Raw genomic sequence first — 21780 nt, forward strand, 5'->3', positions numbered from 1 at the left:
AGCATTGACCCCACGGATAAATTCGGGGGCTCCTTTATCGGATACAGATTTTTTATTTCTGGACGGATGAATCACGTGGCGGGTATCCTGGATGCTTGATTGTCAATAGCAGTTATTCGGCAGTCAGGTTCAACTCGTAAGGGATCGGCTCAGATGCTTGAGAAACTACCACGAATTCATAAAAACCAGTATCATCCAGCAATCCTGACCAACTAAGTCCTTCTGCATCTTCCAGCAAAGCTCGCGCGCCCTTTGTCCGCCCCGGAGTATAAATTGACAGTAGGGTAGATTTGCGCGGTGCTTGCAAATTCACGCGCAAAGTTTGATTTTGAGCGAACCTGGCAATGTAAGCTTTCCCTTCTCCGGGTTTGAGATTGCCTGCGAGGCTTTTGCTCTTCGATAGGCGGTCAAATTCAACGCTTTCGACAGTTGCTCCAGCTTGTAAGGCTTCGAGTTCGTCGGCGGTAATTGCTTGCCAAATTTGTCCGATCGGCAAACCAATGATATTGCGATCGCGCGGCTGTTGTGGAAACCAATAAAAGAACCTAGCATCAGCCAAATCGTACAAAGCCCGACTACTCAAATTCAGCTTGTTAACCTCAGTTTTCCAGCGATCGATATCAGTGGTGTCGTAAGTGCCCAACCGTGATCTAGCGTCGCTGCTGAGATTTTCCAGCTTGTCGAGCAACTCCTCGCCGATTTTCTGCCATCTTTCGCGCCACTGGCGATCTTCCTCGCCTTCTTTTAACAATCGTCCCCCCAATTCCGGGTATTTGGCATAGAAAGTCTCGTCCACAAGGTTGACGTAACCGTTATAGAATCGATCGTCAATTTTGAGCTTGACAAAGCGATCTTGCAAAGCATCTTCTTGCTGCTGCTTCGGGCTTGAAGGCTGGGGAACTTTCTGCACTTTTGATTGCAGATTTAACAAAGAATTGCCCGCCAACCAGCCAACTCCCCCCATACTTGAGAGCACCGCCACCACGAACAAAACCATTTTCCAAGCAGGCATTTTTTGCTGATTGCCAATAGCAGCAACTCGCACCGGAGTTCCCGGCAGTTTTGGTGTGGGAGCGGGCACGGGTATAGGCGAGAAATCTGGTGGCTGGGTGATACCAAAATCCGGGGCTGGTGGCAAAGGTGGCTGTAACGGCGGATTGCCGGAGAGAGCGAGCATTACCTCGCGAGCCGAGGAGTAACGCTGGCTCGGCTCCTGAGCAAGCATTTTCTCCAGCACCAGGGACAAATTCGGAGACAGAGAACATTCCCCCCGCCAGTTCCAATTCAGGGTATGGCTGTCGAGCAATTGATGGGGTTCCTTCCCAGTCAGCAACACCAAAACCGTGGCCGCCAGAGCGTACAAATCGCTGTGGGGAGAGACAATGCCCATCTGCATCTGTTCGACGGGAGCATAGCCGAGCTTGCCGATGCGAGTCGCGGGGGCGAGAGTGCCGTTAGCCTCAGCGAATAGAGACTCTACGGTGGCGGCGACTTGTTTTACTCCGCCAAAGTCGATCAGCACGGGCATCCCGTCAGAACTCCGCAGAATCAGGTTGTCCGGGGAGATGTCGCGGTGAATCACTCCCAAAGAGTGAATGTATTCGAGCACGGGCAAAATCTGCAGCAGTAATTGATTGATTTCTGCTTCTATGAACCGCAAACCCTGACGCTTGCGGGCGTCGAGCAGAAAGCGGTAAGTTTGACCGGGCACGTAGTCTTGGACGAAAAATAGGTAGCCTCGATCGCTGATACTGACGCGGAAGAGTTCGCGAAAGCGGGGAATTTGATTGTGTTGCAGCTTGTAGAGCACTCCCGCTTCCCGCTCGAACAGTTCCTCGGATTTTTGTAAAGCGTAACTTCCATGTACTTGGGGCGCAAATTCTTTTAAAACGCAGGGTTCGTTAAATCGGTGGGCGTCTTCAGCCAGGTAGGTGCGTCCGAAGCCTCCGTGTCCCAATTCGCGGACGATGCGGTAGTGGTTGTTGAGAGTTATGCCGGGGTAGATGGGATTGTTCATTGGAACTTGCTGCGTCGGATTTTCACGCTTGACTGAGACTGGGAGTTTTGGGCGATCGCTGATTTAATCTTGCCATAGTGTGTCAGTGTTGATTAGTCGATCGGCAGCTTGGCTATCCCCTGTGGTTATTGTGAAAACAGCGGTTTCGTGCTATGGAAGTTTATCTACTGCGCCATTTTTTCGATCGACCTCAAAGTGTGTTCAAATTTTTAGCGTCCAGCCCAATGTGCGATCGGGCGTTAGCGCTACTAATTGAATCTTGAGCGATCGAGGTGCAAAATAGCTGGTAAAAGTATAGTCATTTATAGACATGGGAGGCTTCAAGCCCCGCCCCTTTCACTTTTACTTTGAGCGGATTGACCCGCCTCGGCTGAACTACGCAGCTCCCTATCCCATTGCTAAACGCATTTGAGATTGCTTTTCTGAGGATATTGTACGAACCGTTAACATCAGAATTGATTAATTGACCAATTGATGTTTTGTACAAACCTCGTTTAATTCGCTTGCCCGTGAAAACGGGGTCTTTATCAGTTTTTCCGTAAACTGGGATTGGGTCTAAACCCAGGAAGTTCGCTCGCGAGGTGTAGGACTCTTCTTGTACAATTACTTCGATTCCAACCAGTCGAGCTTTGTAATCCAACATCTCGATTAATCGAGCGTGAGGAATGCTGACAAAGTTTTGGTTAGTTTGCTTCCCTAGATCGATCTCGGTTTTCCATTGTGCATTCTTACCAATTACTAGCGTCCCAATTTGTTTCGCTACCAAATGGTCAACAATTAGGCGGCTTGTGTGATGCAAGTAATTATCAACTTTTTGGTGGCGACAGCGAGTTAAACGCTGAATGCGACATGAGGTTCTGCGATTTCTTTTCAACTGACATTGCAACTTGGCTTTGCGCTTGTTGTAGAACTGGTTGATAGATTTCAACGGTCGCCCGTTAACCAACAGTGGGGTAAACCCCGGTTGACTTGAAGTTAGCGCCGCTAAATTATCCAGTCCTAAATCAATGCTAGCTACAAAGTTGTCACCACTAAAGGTGGACTCCGGTTCCTCATAAATCACCTCCATTACATAGCAATCGCATTTGGGAACTAATCTGACTTGGCAAATTCGAGCGGGATTAATTTTAGTTTTGATCGAAAGGTCAGCCCCCGAAAGTTTAATGATTCCCTTTTTCAACTGTTTGCTGCTAATTGCTTGAATTGTGTAAACGAGAATGTTTCGTCCTTTAGTTTTATCTTTGTATTTCGGCAGTTTTGGGCGACCAGTGAATTTAGAGGAATCCGTTTTGTAAGCTTTAACCGCTTCAAAGAATGATTTCCAATTCTTGTCCAACACCATTAAGATTTGTTGGCTAACCTTGGCAGGTAAAGCCTTGTACGCTTCGTGAGACTTCATTAAGCGGTTCATTTCGTTGTAGCCGACATAGCCCCATCCATAAATAAAACTCTGACGAATGACGTAGTTGGCGGCATTGTAGAGATTCTTGGATTTAAAAGCTAGTCGATCAATTTCAGCGAAACGGTGTTCCGTAGATTTAATGATATGTCGTTCTGTTAACTGCATTTAAGGCTTTTATTTTTTAGATGGCGCGTATTTCACTCGGCCCCTATGATAATATCATCATACTACTATTGCTTATAAGTGCTTACAAACTCAACGAAGTTTTACAATACGCATTTTAAGGAGCAAATCATGCAGCCAGAACAGCGTCAGCGAGCGATTGGGGCGTTTGAAGAGTTTTTGAGGGCGCCACTTGAGGAACGATTGCAACACCAGCAGAGTCGAGTTGCCGAATCCGAGGCGATCGCCCTTTTCCAAAAAGTCGCTGCCACAGTACCAGCTTACCAGACTTTCCTAGCTGAACATAACATCAATCCCGCCTCAATTCAAACCTTTGAAGACTTCCAAAAATTGCCGCTAATTACCAAAGAGAATTATTTACGCTGTTACCCGCTACCTCAGTTGTGCCACCAGGGCAAATTAGAAACTTGCGATTTCATTGCTGTTTCATCGGGTTCGACAGGAAACCCGACATTTTGGCCGCGTTTTATCAGCGACGAGTTGCAAATTGCCGCTCGTTTTGAACAAATATTTCACGACAGTTTTTCCGCCGATACTCGCTCAACTTTAGCTGTGATTTGCTTTGCTTTGGGGACTTGGGTTGGGGGAATGTACACGGCGAATTGCTGCCGCTATCTAGCGAGTAAGGGTTATCCCGTTACAGTTGTAACGCCTGGGAATAATAAGACTGAGATATTTCGAGTTGTGCAGGAACTTGGGGATCATTTCGAGCAAGTAGTATTGTTGGGATATCCGCCGTTTATCAAAGATGTGATTGATAGCGGAATTGCTGGGGGTGTGGAGTGGCAAAAATATCGAATTAAGATGGTGTTTGCGGGGGAAGTGTTTAGCGAAGAATGGCGGAGTTTGGTGAGCGATCGCACTAATTCTGACAATCTATATTACAACTCTGCGAGCCTTTACGGTACTGCCGATGCGGGCGTTTTGGGCAACGAGACACCGCTGAGCATTTGCATCCGCCGCTTTTTAGCCAACAATCCAGAAGCAGCACGCAATTTATTCGGGGAATCGCGGTTGCCAACGCTGGTGCAGTATGATCCGAAAAGCCGCTTTTTTGAAGTGAATAATGACGGCACGTTGTTATTTTCTGGCGACAACGGTATCCCGCTAATACGCTATCATATCTCGGATAATGGCGGTTTAATTTCTTACGAAGCAATGCTTAATTTTTTGGCTGAATGGGGATTTAACCCTGTTGCAAGTTTGCAGCAAGCAGCAGGTATGAAAGTTTCTGATTTCCCCAGAGGAATTCGCTGCTTGCCATTTGTCTATGTATTCGGGCGATCGCACTTTACCGTTTCCTACTTCGGTGCTAACATTTACCCAGAAAATGTCACCGTAGGTTTAGAAGTTCCCACGATTCGGGAATGGGTAACGGGAAAATTTGTATTGCAAGTCAAGGAAGATGCGGATCAAAATCGCTTTTTATCGGTGGTTGTGGAATTAGCAGCGGGGGTGGAGGGCGACGAGGAGATGCAGCAGGCGATCGCATCTTCAATTCTCGCGCAATTGCGGCGGCTAAACAGCGAATTTGCTAATTACGTGCCGCCAGAATATCAGTTACCTGTGGTGACATTAACTGCGATGGGCGATGCGGAGTATTTTCCGATTGGGGTGAAGCACCGATACACGCGACAGTAAACCGTGTTTTTGTGAGTAGGACGATCGCTAAATTGTATCGGGATCAATATTTAATTCTCGCAGTTTCGCGGCCAGGCGATCGGCTCGTTGAATCTCCCTTCCTGCAACCTCTTCAGGAGTAGGGACAAGCTCTCCTTCTGCTGTAAAGAAACGCAATTTTCCGCCACAAATTCCGAGACTCAAATCGAGTTGTTGACTCCGCAGATGCCCGGATTCGTTCGGTGTGATCGGTTGATATTCCCCGTCAAGTAAATGAAACCCAGCTAATTCTAAAGTTTCTGGGTCAAACCAAAAGTAGTCGTGAGTGCGAAAAGTATCTTGATAGAGTTGTTTTTTAAAGTTTTTGTCTATATCCGCTGTTTTGGGAGACAGGATTTCTATGATAATATTAGGGTACTTTCCGTCTTCATCCCAAACTACCCAGCTTTTCCGAGTTTTTCTTTCTGTTCCGAGTACCACAAAAAAGTCTGGGCCTCGGAAGTCTTTCGATTTGAGTTGCTTGGGACTGTAATAAATGGTGAGGTTTCCAGCAGCATAGAAATCATTTCTATCTCGCCATACCCATTCTAGACAGTTGAGGAGTAGGATTATTTGTCGGAGATGCAGTTCTGTTTCCACGGGAGGTTCGTCACTGTATAAATCGCCTGAAGGAAAGATAACATTTTCTGGTATCTCTTGTTCTGGTATTTCTTGGGTAGTAGCTAATTCTGCGGTTGCGGACATGGCTGCTGGGTGAGGAGTAAGAGGTTGTGTGTCTATTTTAGCAAGCTTTTCATATCTCTGCCGATCACTATTCTGAAAGCCCGATCGCGCTTTTTGCCGAAAAACGCGATCGAACAGCGAACAATTAGTCTTTAACTATTAGCAATTATCGTTTTATTGACCGTCAGTTTGTCTGAGAGCCGCCAGAATTTCCGGTCGTTTCATGCGCGCGTAGCCCCGCACTTTCCTGTCTTTGCCGATCGCCTTCAAGCGTCTCAGCGAAAGACTTTCGTAGTCATCCTCTGGGGACGGGGACGGAAACGGCAACTCCAACTGCAACTGCGGTAACTGAGGTTTCTGCTGTGCTTTCGACTGCTTCTTCGGCTGCGTTTTTGACTGCTTCTTCGGCGGTGCATCGGGCTGTATTTCTGAGTGCGTAGCTGTGGCTCCCAGTTGGTGGCGGAGCGTTTTGATTTGATTTTTCAGGTCATTTTCTACTTCTTCAATGGCGTCGGAAACAAACTGATTAATTGTTTCGACTGTGCGTTCTAATTTTATTGATAGCAGTTTTTCCAGTTCATCCAACTGTCTCAAAGCACCTTCAAGATTTACCTCAGAAATAACAACCGATGTTGGCGGACGGTTGCTGCTCGATTGTTCAATTTTTTTAGCCATTTTATCTACCTTTTCATGAAATGCTTTTTCTACTTGTTCGAGCAAATGCTTAATCTGTTCTATTTGATTACGCTCAAAGTTCTGCTCAGTTAGAGCTTTTACGTGCTTTTTTAGCAGGTCTTCATTTTTTTTAACAGATTGTTCTATTTGTTTTGTTAGACTATCTATCTTTTTTTGAAATGATAGCTCAAATTGTTGCAGTAGAGTCTCAATTTGTGCCGTTTTAGGAGTCGGTTGCGGAGCTAAATGTTCCATTTCAGCTTGAGCAACAGCGACCTCCTCGTCGGTCATTTCAAATACCCAGGCCCACATTTGCTCGATGCCAAGTTCTTTAGCAACAATACACCAATCTGAGCCGCAGACCACTTCATATTCTTCTTCGTTGCTGTAAGCTTCGGTAGGGCGTACAATTAAAGGAATTAAGTTGCTGCCTTGCTCGATCAGACTTCTCCTGAGAGCTTCGCGACGTTCGCGAGGAATTTCGCCCCGCTGAGGCTCTGGTACTGCTATTTGGGAAGTGTAAATCTGACTGTGACTAATGGGCTTAATCCGCAAATATTCAACTATTCGGTTTTGATCGGACGATCGATCCATCTTGTTACAAGTCCCCTTTTGTCATTAAAATCTGCTGTGTAGGTATTTATGTATGTTTGCACTTTACAGCCGGCGTTTTAAGGGATGCAGGACTAACCCAAGAACTCAAATTGTAAGGTGCGAGACAAACACCTTACCCAGACCGTGGTAAGTTAAAGGGTTTCTTGGGCTGAGTCTTCCAAGTCTGCGATCGAACTCGGTTATCTGGGGGAGATATGCCGTTGCTGCTGTAACTGTGCGGCTGGCTGTGCGGTGACAGCCCGATCGGCAAAAGTTACTGCAATTCCTAAAAAAGCGACTGTGATGAGTTTAACTGCCTGCGGGACACCAAGCATACACTGCTTTACTCATCTTTACTTTTTTACTTTTTTTGGCATCAGGGCGATCGGGCTGACGTTGCGAATTACGATCGCAATTTCGATTTATACGAAAGCCAGCTTTAATATCGCCCTTATTCTTTAGTCTCAACCGAGAGGGACGAAAGTTTGTGTAGGATCGGTTTCAACCGCCGAGTCATTCGGGTTTTTCAACGTTTGTCGCATTGGCTTTGAGCAACGCCCCAAAAATGCAATTTTGATGGCTGAAAGCTTATAAATATCTTTGCCAATTGTCAATGACCTTAATCATTGTTTTATCTCCTAACCCTTTAATGCGTTTCACCACATTCTCAAATGAGGTAAATGGCTCCAAATCTCGCTGTGTGATGATGTTGTTTCTCATTGTTTGAGATGTGATCCCAGCATTTTTCAAATTTATGCTCAGTTGGGATTCCTTTTGAGTGTTGAGTGCTTCCAACAGCGGAACAGGTTTGGGAAGGCGGCTTTCAACTTCTTTAACCCTCTCTATCAGCGCCTGTTTTTCCCGCGTATACTCGGCTTTCAATTCATTAATTCTGTTTTCCAATCGAGTTTCAATATTGGTCAGCCGCTGTTCAAAGCTGGAGGACTGTTGCGGAACCACACTTACAATTGGATTCTCAGTGATTGCGGTTTTTCTGCGAATTTCAAGTTGTTCGAGGAGAAGTTCTTCATTTTCTTCTTCCAGGATGAATGCTCCGATTGTCTCGCCTTTGAGAGGTTCTATTTCCTTTGCTCTCGCCGCCGCATAGTATTCAAAGTCTCCGTCTACTATTTCGTAAGCATCCATACCGTTTCGGCGGACAATTATCGGATTAATCAATCCTCCTGACTCTAAAATCAGTCTCGCTAATTTATCCAAATCAGCCTCTGCAAAATTGGAACGGGGAACGGCGGATGTAATTCTTTTCACTGCAACCAGTGACGGAAATAATTTTTTCATTAGTTTTTACCTATTTTTTCCAAAACTTCTAGTGCTAGCATTTCAAATTCTTGGGATGCGATGCAATCAGGCTTAAAGTCTAGCACTGAAATCGGATCGGCGATTTCCATATTTCCCACGATTTGAAATTGTTCTGCACACTTTGCCAAATCGTCTCTCTCATAAATTACGCTGTCCATGATTTCAAGGTCGTACCGTTTGGGAATTGCTTCCCTCCGCTTGGGCAAACTGTACTGTACAAATTTAACATTAGTTGAGATTTTGCAAGGGAGAACGCCTAAAATTTCTAGTGGTTTCTTGCCAATTGTTTTTTTGAATCCATTAACTTTTTTGATAAATTCCTTGACATTAATCAGTCCTTGATTAGCAAAAGGTTTTAAATCAGAAGGAATAATTACATAATCTGATGAATTCAGGGCAACTCTAGCGTAAAAATTTAAAGAGGGCGGCGTATCGATCAGTACAATATCATACTTATCCTGTACTTCTGCTAGTTTTTGAATTAAAATCATTCGGCTGTAATCTAGGTTATTGATTTCGGTTTCATATTGCATTAAATCAATATGAGAAGGAATCACATCTATTGGGGGATTACAAAAATTAGACTTGCGAGCTACTTCGGCGATCGAGTAACCATCTTCCTGTTGTAAAACATGAAGAATGTTGCTATGTTTCAAATCATCTTGTTCTTCATCCTCAAATTTGACTAATCCTGTGGCAAAGGTTGTATTGGCTTGACTGTCTAAGTCTATTACCAAGACTCTTTTACCTTTCTTGCTCAGCGCAGCAGCTAAATTGACGACAGTTGTAGTTTTGCCAACGCCACCTTTGTTATGGTAAACTGCAATGATTTTCATACTATTTTGCCTTTTTTGGGGAACGGTTACATCGGATTTAACTTGAGGCTTAACTGGATATTTTTCAGGTATTTGTTCCGGTTCAGAGATTTGACTTGTCTCAGGTTCTTCGGTGGCGGGATTGTTGGGCTGTACTGGGACTTCGCTAATTAACTCAGGACTAACCAAGTTAATTTTACTATCTTCCAGTTCGAGATTATCGGGATTTTTTATAAATTTTAAACGATCTCTGCCAATTAAAGCGATAATTTCATCAATTCTCTTTTCAAGGTCTTTTCCAGCACACTTAAAGACTAGCTGAATATCATCGGCAACTCTTTGGTAAATTCTAATTTCTTTACCGTTAGTTATGAGACCATAGCGGATGCTCAAACTTGTTAAATAGCGAGTGAGTTTTCGCAGGTGGCGGTCTAAATTTTCCTTCGGATGTTTAGCCTCCATAACTACACTCATCGGTGAGTCTGCATCGACTACTATGGGGATAACTTGGGTGGCAAATGAGAGGAAGTCGAGACGAATATTCCCAAATGCTATTTCTTGGTGCCAAGTGTCGGGCGTATAGCCTAGTTTTGGTAGCAGATAGCTGACAATGAGTTTGCTTTCTACTTCACTTTCGTTGCGACAGTTATTGGGATTGAAAGTCATTCGATTTTAGATTTTAGATTTTAGATTTTAGATTTTAGATTTTAGATTGGGAATGACTGATTTAATAATGGTACGGATTGTGATATTGACAGTAGGGTACGCATTCCTCAATACGGTTCAGTTAAGCTCGATCCCCCCTAGCCCCCCTTAAAAAGGGGGGGACAAGAACTTACTCAAAGTCCCCCAACAATCAGGGGGATTTAGGGGGATCTCCTAGGAATAAATAGTTTTAACTGAACCGTATTGACGCATTCCGCACCTTACACAAGCTACGGATTGTAATATCGAAAAACCCGGTTGTGTTTGACAAACCGGGTTTTTCTGGCATTTATCGCGTTTAAAACTTACTTTGTTTTAGCGTTAAATTCCTGCAATGTTTGATAGCCACCAGCGGGATTGTACAAGTGACAGTTGTCGGCAATCCGCTTCATTAAAGACCAAGAAAATTTTGTTTCGTAGAGATGATCTTGCCAATTTTCCTTTAAGCTGCTGTGGGCGAGGCGCAAGTTGTACCAGGGAATAGCAGTCGAAAGGTGGTGGGGAACGTGGACGTTAATGTCGTGGCACAGAAACTCTACCCAGCGGGGATAATCGCAGTGAACTGTTCCCGACAGTTGCGCTTGGGCTTCGTTCCATTCTTCGGGTTCTTTAAATGAAATATCTGGTGCTGTGTGGTGGACGATCGTAAAAGTGCTCATCCAGAAATGGTAAACCAGCCAGGGCATCAACCAAAATTTGACAAATCCCCAAATGCCTGTGGTTGCAATTAAAATCGGGAATCCGATCGCAGCACCGATTAAAACGACAAAAACTGAAAACCGCACTTGTTCTTGTTTCTGTTGACCTTTGAACCGCCACCACATAAAGTGTACTTTGGCCCAGTGGGCGATCGAGCCGATCCACCACATTGGACCAAATATTAAACTATAAGCTATTTGTAAAGCCTTGGGCGCAGCAGCGTAGTCTGCTGCTGTCATCGGGTGCCAAGCATTATCCTCGCCAAGTTTATTGGTGTGCTTGTGGTGGTAATTGTGCCCGTGCCGCCATGCGTGAAACGGAAAAATTAACGGCAGAAATGCGAGATGTCCGACTAAATCGTTTACCCAGCGGCGGTTAGCAAATGACCGGTGCCCGCAGTCGTGGCCGATCACAAAAAAACCGGTTAATCCGGTTCCTGTGAAAATCCACATTAGGGGTAGTAGAAACCAAGGAGAGACTGCTATGCCCCAATAACCGACAGCAACGAGCAAAACGTTGACGATTACTTTTGTCCAAGCTTTGCGGGGGTTTTTGACGAATACTTCCCGCGGCAGGGTTTTGAGAATATCTTTGAGGCGCAGGTTGGAGGTGTCACTTGCGGATGTCAAATTTAGTGGTTTTTCGATCGATGCTGTCATAAACTGATTTCGATTCTCCGTATGCCATGAGGATGGCTTAACAAATTAGCGCAATAAAAAAGCGCCGTAAAATGTCAGCTCGTTGCCAGCAAGCAGCAGACGAGTTGAGCTGTAGGCAAGCGCGTTTTAGCAAAAGCTAGCGATCGCTATCCGCAGTTAGGAATTTCTAGCACTTTCGGCAAAAAACACTGCGGGTAGCAAAACCTTTGTTTTTATAACACAGGGGCAGGACAATTAGCATTAGCGACTGTTGTCTGCTAATTGCTGTTGCTGCCCGCAATGGGGTCGATCTCCCGCAAGCCAGCGATCGAGCGTTGCTGTTTGAGGCTTTGCACTTCCAGCAGCAAGGATTCGATTTCTGCTTGCAAGTGCAGGAACTTGACTTGCTGATCTGCTTGGTAGGGGCACTTCACCAAATCTACTTTGCGGGCAAAAGTGGTCGATAGGGTAGAAGAACTAGCCATTTCGGGGTTGCTCGCGGTGACTTGAGGCCGAGAAAGAGTGGATGAATTATTTGACATTAGTAATTGAGTAGACATATCTACACATTCACACCATTAAGTTACTTTAACCTGAACCGATCGTATTAAACATCAAATTAACCGATCGAGCTAAAATTAGTGTAAATTCTTTGGCCATTGCCTAAAACCATTGACATCGTGACCCTGATTCTACCTGCTACTGACTCTGTTGCTAACTCCGCTGCTAACTCCGCTGCCCGCGCAGCCGAGCCGAAACGCTACGGCTGGCCCGGCTTGATCGAAGCTTATCGCCCCTACCTGCCGGTGACGGAAACCACGCCGGTAGTAACCCTCCAAGAAGGCAATACTCCCCTGATTCCAGCACCTGCGATCGCCTCTATCATCGGTCGAGACGTGCGCGTCCTGGTGAAATACGACGGCCTCAACCCCACTGGTAGTTTCAAAGACCGGGGGATGACAATGGCGATTTCCAAGGCAAAGGAAGCTGGTGCGGAGGCCGTAATTTGTGCCAGTACCGGCAATACTTCGGCCGCCGCCGCCGCCTACGCCAGACGCGGGGGGATGCGAGCATTCGTGTTAATTCCCGAAGGTTACGTGGCTTTGGGCAAGCTGGCGCAAGCTTTGCTTTACGGTGCGGAAGTAATTTCGATTGGCGGAAATTTCGATCGCGCCTTAGAAATTGTCCGCGAAATGGCTGTTAACTATCCCGTGACCTTGGTAAATTCGGTGAATCCTTACCGCTTGGAAGGTCAGAAAACCGGTGCTTTTGAAGTGGTGGACGCTTTAGGCGACGCCCCCGACTGGCTGTGCATTCCGGTGGGAAATGCGGGAAACATCACAGCATACTGGATGGGTTTTTGTCAATACCACCAAGCCAAAAAATGTTCGCGCTTGCCGCAGATGATGGGATTTCAAGCAGCCGGAGCTGCGCCGTTGGTAACGGGCTCACCGGTATCGCACCCAGAAACCCTGGCGACAGCAATTCGGATCGGCAACCCCGCTAGCTGGAAACAGGCGATCGCAGCTTCCGAAGCCAGCCGCGGCAGTTTTGCCGCAGTCACCGACGCCGAAATTCTCGACGCTTACCGTTTGTTAGCATCACAGGAAGGAATTTTCTGCGAACCTGCGAGTGCGGCTTCTGTGGCCGGTTTGCTGAAGGTAAAAGACCAAGTTCCGACTGGGGCGACGGTGGTTTGCGTGCTAACTGGTAACGGTTTGAAAGACCCGGATACCGCCATTAATCACAGCAACAATCAATTTAAAAGCGGCATTGCTCCGACTTTGGATGCAGTAGCTGGGGCGATGGGATTTTAATAAGTTAGTTGGCAGTTTTCGGTAATGTTCTTTGTATCCTCTGGGGTTTTTTAAGTCGGATATAACTGGTTCCCAGGCTCTGCCTGGGAACGAGAATGGGCAGATTCTAAGGACGAGGAACCGAAAATTTACTAACCAATCCCCGCAGTCAGAAACGATTTCGGATTGATACCGATTAAAGAAGATAAAACGCAAGATAGATTTTACGGCTTTTGATTCGATCGCAGTTTATAATTATGTTTAATTTATTGCATTGAATGATAATCATGAATAATTATGATCCTGTCGCCAAAGGGATTATGCAGGGAAATCTAGGTGGTTTACAAGAAGAGCAAGGTGAATTTGAGACGGCAAAACAGTCTTACTTTGATGCGATCGCTGCCTTCGATGCTGCTTTACTTATTCAACCGGATGATACCAGGGCTCTCAAATGCAAAGCTAGTGCGCTGATGAGTCTGGGTGATGTGCAAGAAAAATTATCTGAGAGACAGGAATCACTCAAGAATTGGCAAGAGGCACTGAAAACATACAATCGATTTTTGGGGATGGAACCTCATAAAGAGCGCATTCGCTATATTCGCGATGGGCTGCAAAAACGTCTCGATAATTTGGATGAAGATACTGCCAGCAGTTAGCTCGATCTAAATAGGTAAAGATGCGGTATTCAGCAGATCGATATACTTTAACCATTCTACGATGACCAAACCTACTGCAACCCTGTTAATTGCCTGTCCCGATCGCAAAGGACTCGTCGCCTTACTTGCCAATTTTATCGCGTCCCACAACGGCAATATCATCCACGCAGATCACCATACGGATTTTACCGCCGGATTATTTCTGAGCCGACTCGAATGGCAATTAGATGATTTTGACTTAACCACCGAACAAATAACACCTGCTTTTAGTGAAATTGCTAAGGACTTACAAGCCAATTGGCAATTGCATTTCTCTCATAAAATTCGACGCATCGCAATCTGGGTAAGCCGTCAAGATCACTGTTTATTAGACTTGATTTGGCGACAGCGAGCGCAAGAAATCAGAGGTGAAATTCCGCTGATTATCAGCAACCATGAAAATTTAAAGCCTCTTGCGGCACAATACGGTATCGACTTTGAGTATATTCCCATTACTAAAGATAATAAAGCTATTCAAGAAGCACAACAGTTAGAAATTCTTAATAAGTATAAGATTAATTTAGTAGTTTTGGCTAAATATATGCAAATCTTGAGTCAAGACTTTATCAGAAAATTTCCCAATGTGATTAATATTCACCATTCATTTTTACCCGCGTTTGTGGGTGCAAATCCCTACGAAAGGGCTTATGAAAGAGGGGTAAAAATTATCGGTGCAACAGCCCACTATGTTACACCAGATTTAGATGCTGGCCCGATTATCGAACAAGATGTTGTGCGCGTCAGTCACCGCGATGAAGTGTCTGATTTGGTTCGCAAAGGTAAAGATTTAGAAAGGGTTGTGTTAGCAAGAGCGGTGCGATATCATTTACAAAATCGTGTTTTAGTTTATGGCAATCGAACAGTGGTTTTTGCTTGAAAGTTATGCCTGATATCAATCCTGGTTTGTTACTCATTTAATCCCTCGGCGAGTGAGATCAATTCCGGTTGCACGAGCCAAGTGCAGCGACTCCCAAAGTTTGCTCAGCTTGACATTTGGCATGACTGGTGATGCTGTTAAGATTTTCTGTTGCCGTCTTGTTGCGATCGCCCTTGCGTCAGTTTTCGCACAGAGTTACTAATACGACGAGGTTTCGGAACTTTACCTTTGTCTACTGGCCATCCTTCACGTTGCTGGGAGTGATCGCCATCGGTTTCTTCGGTTTGATCGTACAACAAGATGTTGCGCGTGGGATAAGGCAAATCGAGGCCGTTTTCCACATATAGCTTTTTTTTAATAGCACAAATTACCTTGTCGCGCGATCGCAGATCGTCAATTCGGCGCGGCGGAGCAATCCACCACCGAACGCGGATATTGACCGTACTTTCTCCTAGATCCATCGCCAGTACATCGGGTGCAGGAGCTTTCAAAACCTCCTTCAGGCTGTGCAATGCTTCCAGGATTAACTGCTTAGCCTGGTCAATATCGTCGCCGTAACCAATACTAATATCGTATTCCATGCGGCGTTTATCGAAAGCAGTATTCACAGTCACCGTATTCGTAAACAATTCGGCATTAGGAATGACAATCCGCCGACCATCATAGGTTTGGATTGTTGTAGCGCGCGTCTCAATATTTTCTACCGTTCCCTCAAAGTTTTTAAACACAATTTGGTCATCGATTCGGAACGGTTCCGTCAACAGAATTAGGATACCTGCTAAGAAGTTTTGCAATATCTCGCGAAAGGCAAAACCAATTGCCACCCCGCTAATTCCCAGCAGTTGCACCAAATCGCCAGCTTTCAATGTGGGAATTATAATCGAAAGAGAAATAAATAGACCAACTAGAACGATCAGACTCTGAGCTAACCGTCCTAACACCAGCCCCAAATTTCGAGCTTGGTGGTGCTTGCGGGTAACTCGCCTGACCACTCTCTTAATTTGCCGACCCACAAAATAAAAAATTGCAAAGACAATTAACGCCAGCACAATATTAGGCAGCACGATCAGAAAGCCGTCGATCATGCTCTGAATCTTTTTCCAGACTAGGGATATCTCTGCCCTCATGAAGTTTCCTCGCGCATCAATCGTTGTCGATAGTAGTAAAATTTAGCTCGATTAAGTTCTATCTAAAGACTGTAGGTGAGTACGACGCGAGGAAGATTTTTTGGCAGTCCTCAAAATTTTGAATGCGGATTATAGGTTGGGATATAGTACAGTTACATCAATTAGTAGATTATCCGTAGGTGCGGAATAATAAAAAAGCTGATAGATTAATGCAGCCTAATTGCAGTTAAGGCAAAAACAACGCATTGCTGACTAAATCCCACCTGCTAAGGAGACTGGCCATGCCGAAAATTCCTGAATTTGTAACTCCTAATTCCCAAAGGGCGGTAGATCGAGTAACTGATTTTTAGAAGGTGGAAGTTGGGCGGAATTTTTGCCTGGGGCGGAAGTTTGGCGGATTTCCAGAGCAGTTTCGCCAGGATTTGCAGTGCGAGTAGGTACTATTTCTAAAGAATATACTGTCTCCGTTTTTGCAGGGGCAGGATTTTGGGCTTTCGTGAGCAAGTCAACAGCATCTCCGAGGGCGCTAGTTAAATTTTTGCTAGTTTCGGCGTGACGGGCTTCTTCTTGTTTGAGGGCTTGAGTGAGTTGTTTAACTTGTTCGATCGCCCGATCGCGCTCTTGAAGAACTTCTGCTAACTTAGCTTTAAGTTCGCCTACTGTTTGGAGTTGTTCGACTTCCTGCTGGCGAGCAACTCCAGCATCGTCGCCTTCGGGCATAATGGGGGAAAAATTTTGTAATTGCTCTATTTGTGCTTCCAGAGAAGCGATGCTTTGCTGAGTTAATTTAGCATCATTCCGCCGCTGCTCAGCTTCAGTATTGTAGAGTTGGCGCCACTGAGCAGCACTTTCACCTGCCTCATCGCGATCGCGCGAAACTTCTGTTAACTGCTGTTGCAGCCGCTTGATTTCATCTAACCACTGTCTGACATCCTGAGCCATAATATTGATTTTAGAGTTTAGATTTTAGATTTTAGATTTTAGATTTTAGATTGGGAATTGGGAATTGGCAATTGCGAGTTGATAATGGCTTAACTAATTAACGACTTGTGTACCTCATCTTTCGCCCCCTTGCCTGTGCGCTATGAACATTTTTTACTGGTTGCGCTACCTGATTTTAGCTTTGTTTAAGGCATTTTTGAGGCTGCTTCGAGCTCTCAAACGGAAATTTGGGGGTTTTTGGCTGTTTTGTAGGTGTTTGACTTGGGGCACACTCAAGGAAGTCGCCGCGAAGGCAGGAGAACAGCGCTTACCGGGGCTATCTGCGGAAATGGCCTACAATTCTATGCTGGCGCTGTTTCCGGGGCTGTTGGCTATCTTATCTGCGATCGCTCTGTTTGAACCTTTGCAGTCAACACTTTATCAAATCGCCCGTCTTTTGGGCGAAATTATACCCGATGACGTGCGGAAGTTGATTGGTGGCTTAATCAAAGAAATTTTGTTAACTCGCAGTAAAGGGCTGTTTTCGGTGAGCTTTCTTGGAGCGATTTGGGCATTTTCTGGAGTAATGAGCGCGGCGATGGCTGCACTCGATCGCATCCATGAAATCCCTAGCGATCGAACTCGACCATTTTGGAAAGCAAAACTTATTTCTCTGGCGCTGAGTGTCGGCACAATTATACTATTGATTCTGGCATCGGGAGTAGTCTTTGTCAGCGACTTAATTGTACAAGCTATTGCCCGCCAAAGTTGCCTGCTGGAGTCCGTCGCCAATTGCGATTTAAAAGATGTCCAAAATTGCTTGCTCCTCACCGACAATTGCCCTTTGGAGTCGCAACTGTTAGGTGTTTGGCGGCGGTGGCGGTGGCCGATTTCTTTGGGAATTGTATCACTGACTTTTGCCTTTGTTTACCGCTACGGGCCTAGCCGCCGTCAACCAGATATTCCTATTTTGTCGGGAGCTGTTTTTGCTGCTATTTTGTGGGCGCTATTTTCAGCTTTATTTCGGTTTTATGTTTTACACTTGGGCAATTACACTTGGACTTACGGCACGATCGGAACTTTTATTGTGTTGCTGCTGTGGCTCGATCTTTCTTCTTTGGTGATGCTGATCGGCGCTCAATTGAATGTGACAGTGGGAAAGGCAATGAAACAATCAAAATTAAAATAAATTGTTAAGTTTTAATTGTTAATTCTTATTTGTTATTTGCCGGATGCTGGCTTACCGACGGAGTAAAGTGCTGAGGATACCCGCAACAAAAGACAACAAAATCAGTATCCAGATAACACCACCGGGAATGAATGTCAATATCCCAACACCTCTGAGAATCCAAACTAGGAGGGTGAGGCCCAGGATAGTCAAAAAGAGGCGGGTAGATAGTCGCATTTGAAATCTAGGAGAATTAGTCATGTTGAATCTTAAAGTTTTGTCTGGATCAATGATAGCTGCTTTGCTGGCGATCGGCAGTTACCTCACCTTAATTTCGGTTCCGGGTTCCGCTGTTGCGCCTGGGGGTGCAAATAAGTTGGGGGAAACGGCAAATGCTGCTCAAAAAACACCTGCTGCAAGTTTAACAATTTCCGATCGCACAATTGGAGCGGCGAAGGTGGGGATGACTTTCGGACAATTGAAAAAGGCTCTGGGTTCCACGGCGCAGTTTAAGGTAGAGTCTCCTTTTATGGTAGACTTTGATTCTGTGGCAGTTAGTCGATCGGGAAAAGTGCAATATCGGATTATCTACGCTGCGGGGACAAAGCTGAAAGATACCGATGTCATTGAACTTTTAATGACTGAGAATTCTAATTATAAAACAGTTCAGGGCGTGGGGCCGGGAATGACTTTGAAACAAGCTGAGGCCATTTACGGCAAGGCTACTTTATCTTATAACGTGGATAATGAAATGAGAGAAGGGGTTGTATTTGCCAAGCAACCCACTAGAAACATTATGTTTGTTGCCAAGGCTGATGGGAAACAATTTGGGGGGGTTTACGGGGCTGGTAAAGGGGGATTTTATCAGACTAATAAGTATCACCCGAATGCTGTAATTAAGTCTGTGATGGTGCGGAAGTAGCCTTCACATCATTCCCAGAAACCGGGTTTCTTCCGAGATATCTCGCCACCCTACCTAAATCATCCGAGAAACCCGGTTTCTTAGCCTAAAATTAAGGATTACCTGTAGTTACTTCCAAATACTCTTGATTGTCAAGATAAATTTTAATATTCTGCAGTATTTGACGTAGATATTCTATGACTTCCTCTTTAATCTCTAAAAGATCCTCAATAGTCTTACCTTGCCCCACTTCCTTAAAAGACTTATCTCCGTGGGCTAAGTCGTTCCTTTTGTCTTTAATATCTACAAGGTTTTCCCCGTTCTTTGTCTTAGCAAAGTCTGTTTGATATGAAAAACCGTATTTTTCGGCTATTTCTTTAATTAACCTAGCATCCACATTCCCTGAAAATAGTTTTTTGCCGTCAAATGTAGCTATGATGATGTCTGTAGATATTTGATTAATTTCTAAATGAATTTTCTCAGGAGAACGGTTTTTAAGATTTTGAAGAACAATCATTTTGATTTTTGGTTTGAGTTGATCGAAGGAGATTGCTTGATTTTTTAACTCATCAAATATGGCTACAATGGCATTTCGCATAGTGGATTCAACTAAGTTATACAATAACAACAAGCCATTGGCTTTTAGAGTTTTTGCCAACTCAGGATTAAGACTTTGTATTTGATATTGTCCAGCACTATCGGCGACAGCTAACTTAGTGGTTTGTTTGATTAAGTTCTCTAAAAATATGAAGTAATCATCTACCTCTTGGGCGCGTGTATTGAAATCTAAGAGTACAGTATTCATTTTTGGCCTAGCAGTCGATCGCGGACATATTCAATGCGTGAAGCTACTTTCTTTTTAGAACTGCTAGCATCAGATTTTGTGTAATTCTTAAAATCTTGTGAATTGAGCAATTCTGTTGACTTTGGCTCAAGATTGCTGGTTTCTCTCAAAGCAAAAGCAACACCGACAGCCAAAGACTCGAATTTAATCCGAGTTGTTGTTCTTGCGCCATTTTTACCTTGACGAAATCCTTGAGGAAAATATTTTTCTACAAAATTTAGCATTGACTCGAATTCTGCCCGCATTTTTTCGCGATCGAATTTCGGATCTGCATTTACTTGCTTCAGATACTCATCAAGGAATATGTTTATCTTACTATTAAACTTCTCATAGTTATTTAAAAATGCAAAAAAACGCAACACAAATTCTTGCGGTTCGCGTCTGCGAATAGCAGACTCAGAAAAAGCGCATAATTTGCGGAACTTGTCATGTTTCGATAGTTCCTCAATCAGTTCGAGAAACTGGCCGGGCTGTATGCCTCTGCGCTTTTCCATCTCGTTTAGCTCGACGCTACCTGTATTAATGCGTTCAAATAAATCTCTTCGCACTTCCTCATTTGCACTTTCAGTTAGTTGAATCATCCGAAGTGTAGTGCGGTTGAAGCGCCTCTGACGGGCTAGGGACAAATCAGCAAACTTAAATCCATTTAAACTCTGTATTTTCTTTAAATCTGTCAATGTTAATTCGTTATTGATAAATCTAGTTAGAGTCCGAATGCGTTGTGTACCATCTATTATTTCTAAACGGGCTTCATCGTTTTCGTCCTCATGGATGTCAGCAACAAAAATATAAGGTATTGGCAGACCCAAAATTATAGACTCAATAAACTTTGACTGCCTTGCGTCATCCCAAGCCATTTCACGTTGGTAGTCGGGGATGAACAACTCATTGGTATCATCATCCTTTCCTTCCATATATTTTTGAACGAGTATTTCGACTGGATACTCTTTGGTATCGTAATTAACTAGCTGCTGCTTGTCGCGGATTTCGGCTTCCGCAGCATCAACCTTTTTGTGTTGCTCGGTAATTTCTAGTTTCGATCGCATATTCTTAAATAATAATCGGATATTGTCGAGTGAATAGACTTATCGGTACTATGATTTTACCATGAAAATTTGGGACTTACTTCGTAAAAGCGATCGCACTTATCAAAAAAAGTACGATCGCACATCTTTAGTTAACCGAAGTTGCCGCGAAAATTACCCTTTATAACGCGCTGGTGACGGAATTGGAAGGGCGGCAGGTCGCGGATAAACGGTGACTTTCCCCACTGGAATCGAACACAACCTCAAACTTAACGTGGGGTATAGTTTGTCGCAAAAACTGAAAATGCCCGTCTGCATCTGAACGACTGCGGAAGCGGGCAACAATAATCCATTGCTGAGTCGGTAACAGACGGGCGATCGCCCAACAACACAAGCGGTCTTTGTATGTCAACATAGAACTCGTCTCCATTGATATTTTTGGAGCCAGAGCCAGCCCGGAACCTTGGACAGTGAGGGGCTGGCTTCTGACGTTTTAAGGCCTGAGCCTTATATACACTAATAGCATAATTTGATGCCATTGACATCAAATGACACAAAAACCGATCAAATGGTGTTGGAGTGTAAAATTGAAGACAATTGAAGTAAAACCATGCCAGCCCATGCCTTCACGAATGCGAGTCACAGTTACCCTGCCAGAAGACGTTCATCAAGCCTTGTCCGAATGGGCTGAAGAAGAAGATAGAACCCTTGCAAACCTGCTATCCCATGTGGCAGCTAAAGCAGTCAGAGAGCGCCAAGAGCAGAAAAAGGAAGAATCAGAAAGCGATCGCCCTTAAGCGATGACCACGGCGTAAGATGGAGTTTGTTGAAATGTTTTGCAGTACAACGAATGGCTTCACGGGGACGAGTTACCGCATATTTGCCAGAAGAGATTCAAAAAGCTCTCGAAGAATGGGCAGAAGAAGACAGCAGATCCGTTAGCAGTTTGGCAACGTACCTGCTGACGAAATCTGTTCGAGAACGCCAAGAACAGAAAAAAGATAAATCAGAAAGCGATCGCCCTTAAGAACGATC

General features: G+C 44.7%; 22 protein-coding genes. 8 read left to right on the top strand and 14 right to left on the bottom strand.

Translation table 11 applies throughout. The annotated features are described in order from the left end of the window. Positions 1–112 precede the first annotated feature (112 nt). Both QT979_RS09440 and QT979_RS09445 read right to left on the bottom strand, forming a co-directional pair. On the bottom strand, positions 113–2017 hold the full coding sequence (locus QT979_RS09440; RefSeq protein ID WP_333309397.1) for a serine/threonine-protein kinase: 1905 nt from the start codon (positions 2015–2017) through the stop codon (positions 113–115). Between the two features lie 298 nt (positions 2018–2315). After that, the gene (locus QT979_RS09445; protein ID WP_333212747.1) at positions 2316–3584 is read right to left on the bottom strand and encodes a transposase; all 1269 of its coding nucleotides are present in this window, start codon (positions 3582–3584) and stop codon (positions 2316–2318) included. A 129-nt stretch (positions 3585–3713) separates the two neighbouring features. Here QT979_RS09445 and QT979_RS09450 point away from each other — a divergent pair, with 129 nt between their 5' ends. Continuing rightward, on the top strand, positions 3714–5243 hold the full coding sequence (locus tag QT979_RS09450) for a phenylacetate--CoA ligase family protein (RefSeq protein ID WP_333212746.1): 1530 nt from the start codon (positions 3714–3716) through the stop codon (positions 5241–5243). Between the two features lie 27 nt (positions 5244–5270). Here QT979_RS09450 and QT979_RS09455 read toward each other — a convergent pair whose 3' ends face one another. The 7 genes from QT979_RS09455 to QT979_RS09485 all read right to left on the bottom strand — a co-directional run bounded on the left by QT979_RS09455 (position 5271) and on the right by QT979_RS09485 (position 11951). Further along, positions 5271–5966: a Uma2 family endonuclease gene (locus tag QT979_RS09455; RefSeq protein ID WP_333212744.1), complete on the bottom strand. Its 696-nt coding sequence runs from the start codon at positions 5964–5966 to the stop codon at positions 5271–5273. Positions 5967–6119: 153 nt separating this feature from the next. Beyond that, positions 6120–7214: a Rho termination factor (modular protein) gene (locus QT979_RS09460; protein WP_333309399.1), complete on the bottom strand. Its 1095-nt coding sequence runs from the start codon at positions 7212–7214 to the stop codon at positions 6120–6122. A gap of 200 nt (positions 7215–7414) precedes the next feature. Beyond that, a complete protein-coding gene (locus QT979_RS09465) occupies positions 7415–7549 on the bottom strand; it encodes a hypothetical protein (protein ID WP_333212740.1) in 135 nt (44 codons plus the stop codon). Between the two features lie 253 nt (positions 7550–7802). After that, positions 7803–8513, bottom strand: coding sequence for a ParB N-terminal domain-containing protein (locus QT979_RS09470; protein ID WP_333309400.1), 711 nt, complete (start codon positions 8511–8513; stop codon positions 7803–7805). After that, a complete protein-coding gene (locus tag QT979_RS09475) occupies positions 8513–10015 on the bottom strand; it encodes an AAA family ATPase (RefSeq protein WP_333309402.1) in 1503 nt (500 codons plus the stop codon). The genes QT979_RS09470 and QT979_RS09475 overlap by 1 nt, the downstream gene beginning before the upstream one ends. Before the next feature lie 344 nt (positions 10016–10359). Next, positions 10360–11412 carry a fatty acid desaturase gene (locus QT979_RS09480; RefSeq protein WP_333212735.1) on the bottom strand — a complete coding sequence of 351 codons (1053 nt, stop codon included), beginning with the start codon at positions 11410–11412 and terminating at the stop codon, positions 10360–10362. 257 nt (positions 11413–11669) lie between these two features. Continuing rightward, positions 11670–11951: a hypothetical protein gene (locus QT979_RS09485; RefSeq protein WP_333212733.1), complete on the bottom strand. Its 282-nt coding sequence runs from the start codon at positions 11949–11951 to the stop codon at positions 11670–11672. A 120-nt stretch (positions 11952–12071) separates the two neighbouring features. Between QT979_RS09485 and thrC the strand changes: the two genes are divergently transcribed. The 3 genes from thrC to purU all read left to right on the top strand — a co-directional run bounded on the left by thrC (position 12072) and on the right by purU (position 14759). Beyond that, positions 12072–13208: a threonine synthase gene (gene thrC / locus QT979_RS09490; RefSeq protein WP_445304768.1), complete on the top strand. Its 1137-nt coding sequence runs from the start codon at positions 12072–12074 to the stop codon at positions 13206–13208. 266 nt (positions 13209–13474) lie between these two features. Then, complete coding sequence (locus QT979_RS09495; protein ID WP_333212732.1) at positions 13475–13843, top strand: hypothetical protein; 369 nt, start codon at positions 13475–13477, stop codon at positions 13841–13843. A gap of 61 nt (positions 13844–13904) precedes the next feature. Beyond that, a complete protein-coding gene (gene purU / locus QT979_RS09500; protein WP_333309405.1) occupies positions 13905–14759 on the top strand; it encodes a formyltetrahydrofolate deformylase in 855 nt (284 codons plus the stop codon). Between the two features lie 137 nt (positions 14760–14896). On the opposite strand, the gene QT979_RS09505 is transcribed toward purU, so the two are convergent. Together QT979_RS09505 and QT979_RS09510 are read right to left on the bottom strand one after the other, a co-directional pair. Further along, entirely contained in the window at positions 14897–15886 is a 990-nt protein-coding gene (locus QT979_RS09505; RefSeq protein ID WP_333309407.1) for a mechanosensitive ion channel family protein, read from the bottom strand. A 309-nt stretch (positions 15887–16195) separates the two neighbouring features. Beyond that, positions 16196–16828 (bottom strand): hypothetical protein, encoded by a 633-nt coding sequence (locus tag QT979_RS09510; RefSeq protein WP_333309409.1) that lies wholly within the window; start codon positions 16826–16828, stop codon positions 16196–16198. 142 nt (positions 16829–16970) lie between these two features. Here QT979_RS09510 and QT979_RS09515 point away from each other — a divergent pair, with 142 nt between their 5' ends. Then, positions 16971–17996, top strand: coding sequence for a YihY/virulence factor BrkB family protein (locus tag QT979_RS09515; protein ID WP_333212725.1), 1026 nt, complete (start codon positions 16971–16973; stop codon positions 17994–17996). Between the two features lie 238 nt (positions 17997–18234). After that, a complete protein-coding gene (locus QT979_RS09520; protein WP_333309411.1) occupies positions 18235–18897 on the top strand; it encodes a hypothetical protein in 663 nt (220 codons plus the stop codon). 91 nt (positions 18898–18988) lie between these two features. On the opposite strand, the gene QT979_RS09525 is transcribed toward QT979_RS09520, so the two are convergent. From QT979_RS09525 to QT979_RS09535, 3 genes are all read right to left on the bottom strand, one after another. Next, positions 18989–19681: an MAE_28990/MAE_18760 family HEPN-like nuclease gene (locus QT979_RS09525; protein ID WP_333233822.1), complete on the bottom strand. Its 693-nt coding sequence runs from the start codon at positions 19679–19681 to the stop codon at positions 18989–18991. Beyond that, entirely contained in the window at positions 19678–20766 is a 1089-nt protein-coding gene (locus QT979_RS09530) for a DUF262 domain-containing protein (protein ID WP_333233823.1), read from the bottom strand. Before QT979_RS09530 ends, QT979_RS09525 begins: the two co-directional genes overlap by 4 nt. 160 nt (positions 20767–20926) lie before the next feature. Then, positions 20927–21175 (bottom strand): hypothetical protein, encoded by a 249-nt coding sequence (locus QT979_RS09535; protein WP_333309413.1) that lies wholly within the window; start codon positions 21173–21175, stop codon positions 20927–20929. Between the two features lie 190 nt (positions 21176–21365). Between QT979_RS09535 and QT979_RS09540 the strand changes: the two genes are divergently transcribed. Continuing rightward, complete coding sequence (locus tag QT979_RS09540) at positions 21366–21542, top strand: ribbon-helix-helix domain-containing protein (RefSeq protein ID WP_333029546.1); 177 nt, start codon at positions 21366–21368, stop codon at positions 21540–21542. 53 nt (positions 21543–21595) lie between these two features. Then, positions 21596–21772 (top strand): ribbon-helix-helix domain-containing protein, encoded by a 177-nt coding sequence (locus tag QT979_RS09545; RefSeq protein ID WP_096829277.1) that lies wholly within the window; start codon positions 21596–21598, stop codon positions 21770–21772. The last annotated feature ends 8 nt before the right edge of the window (positions 21773–21780 follow it).

This window comes from Microcoleus sp. w2-18bC1, assembly GCF_036700365.1.
Lineage (GTDB): Bacteria > Cyanobacteriota > Cyanobacteriia > Cyanobacteriales > Microcoleaceae > Microcoleus.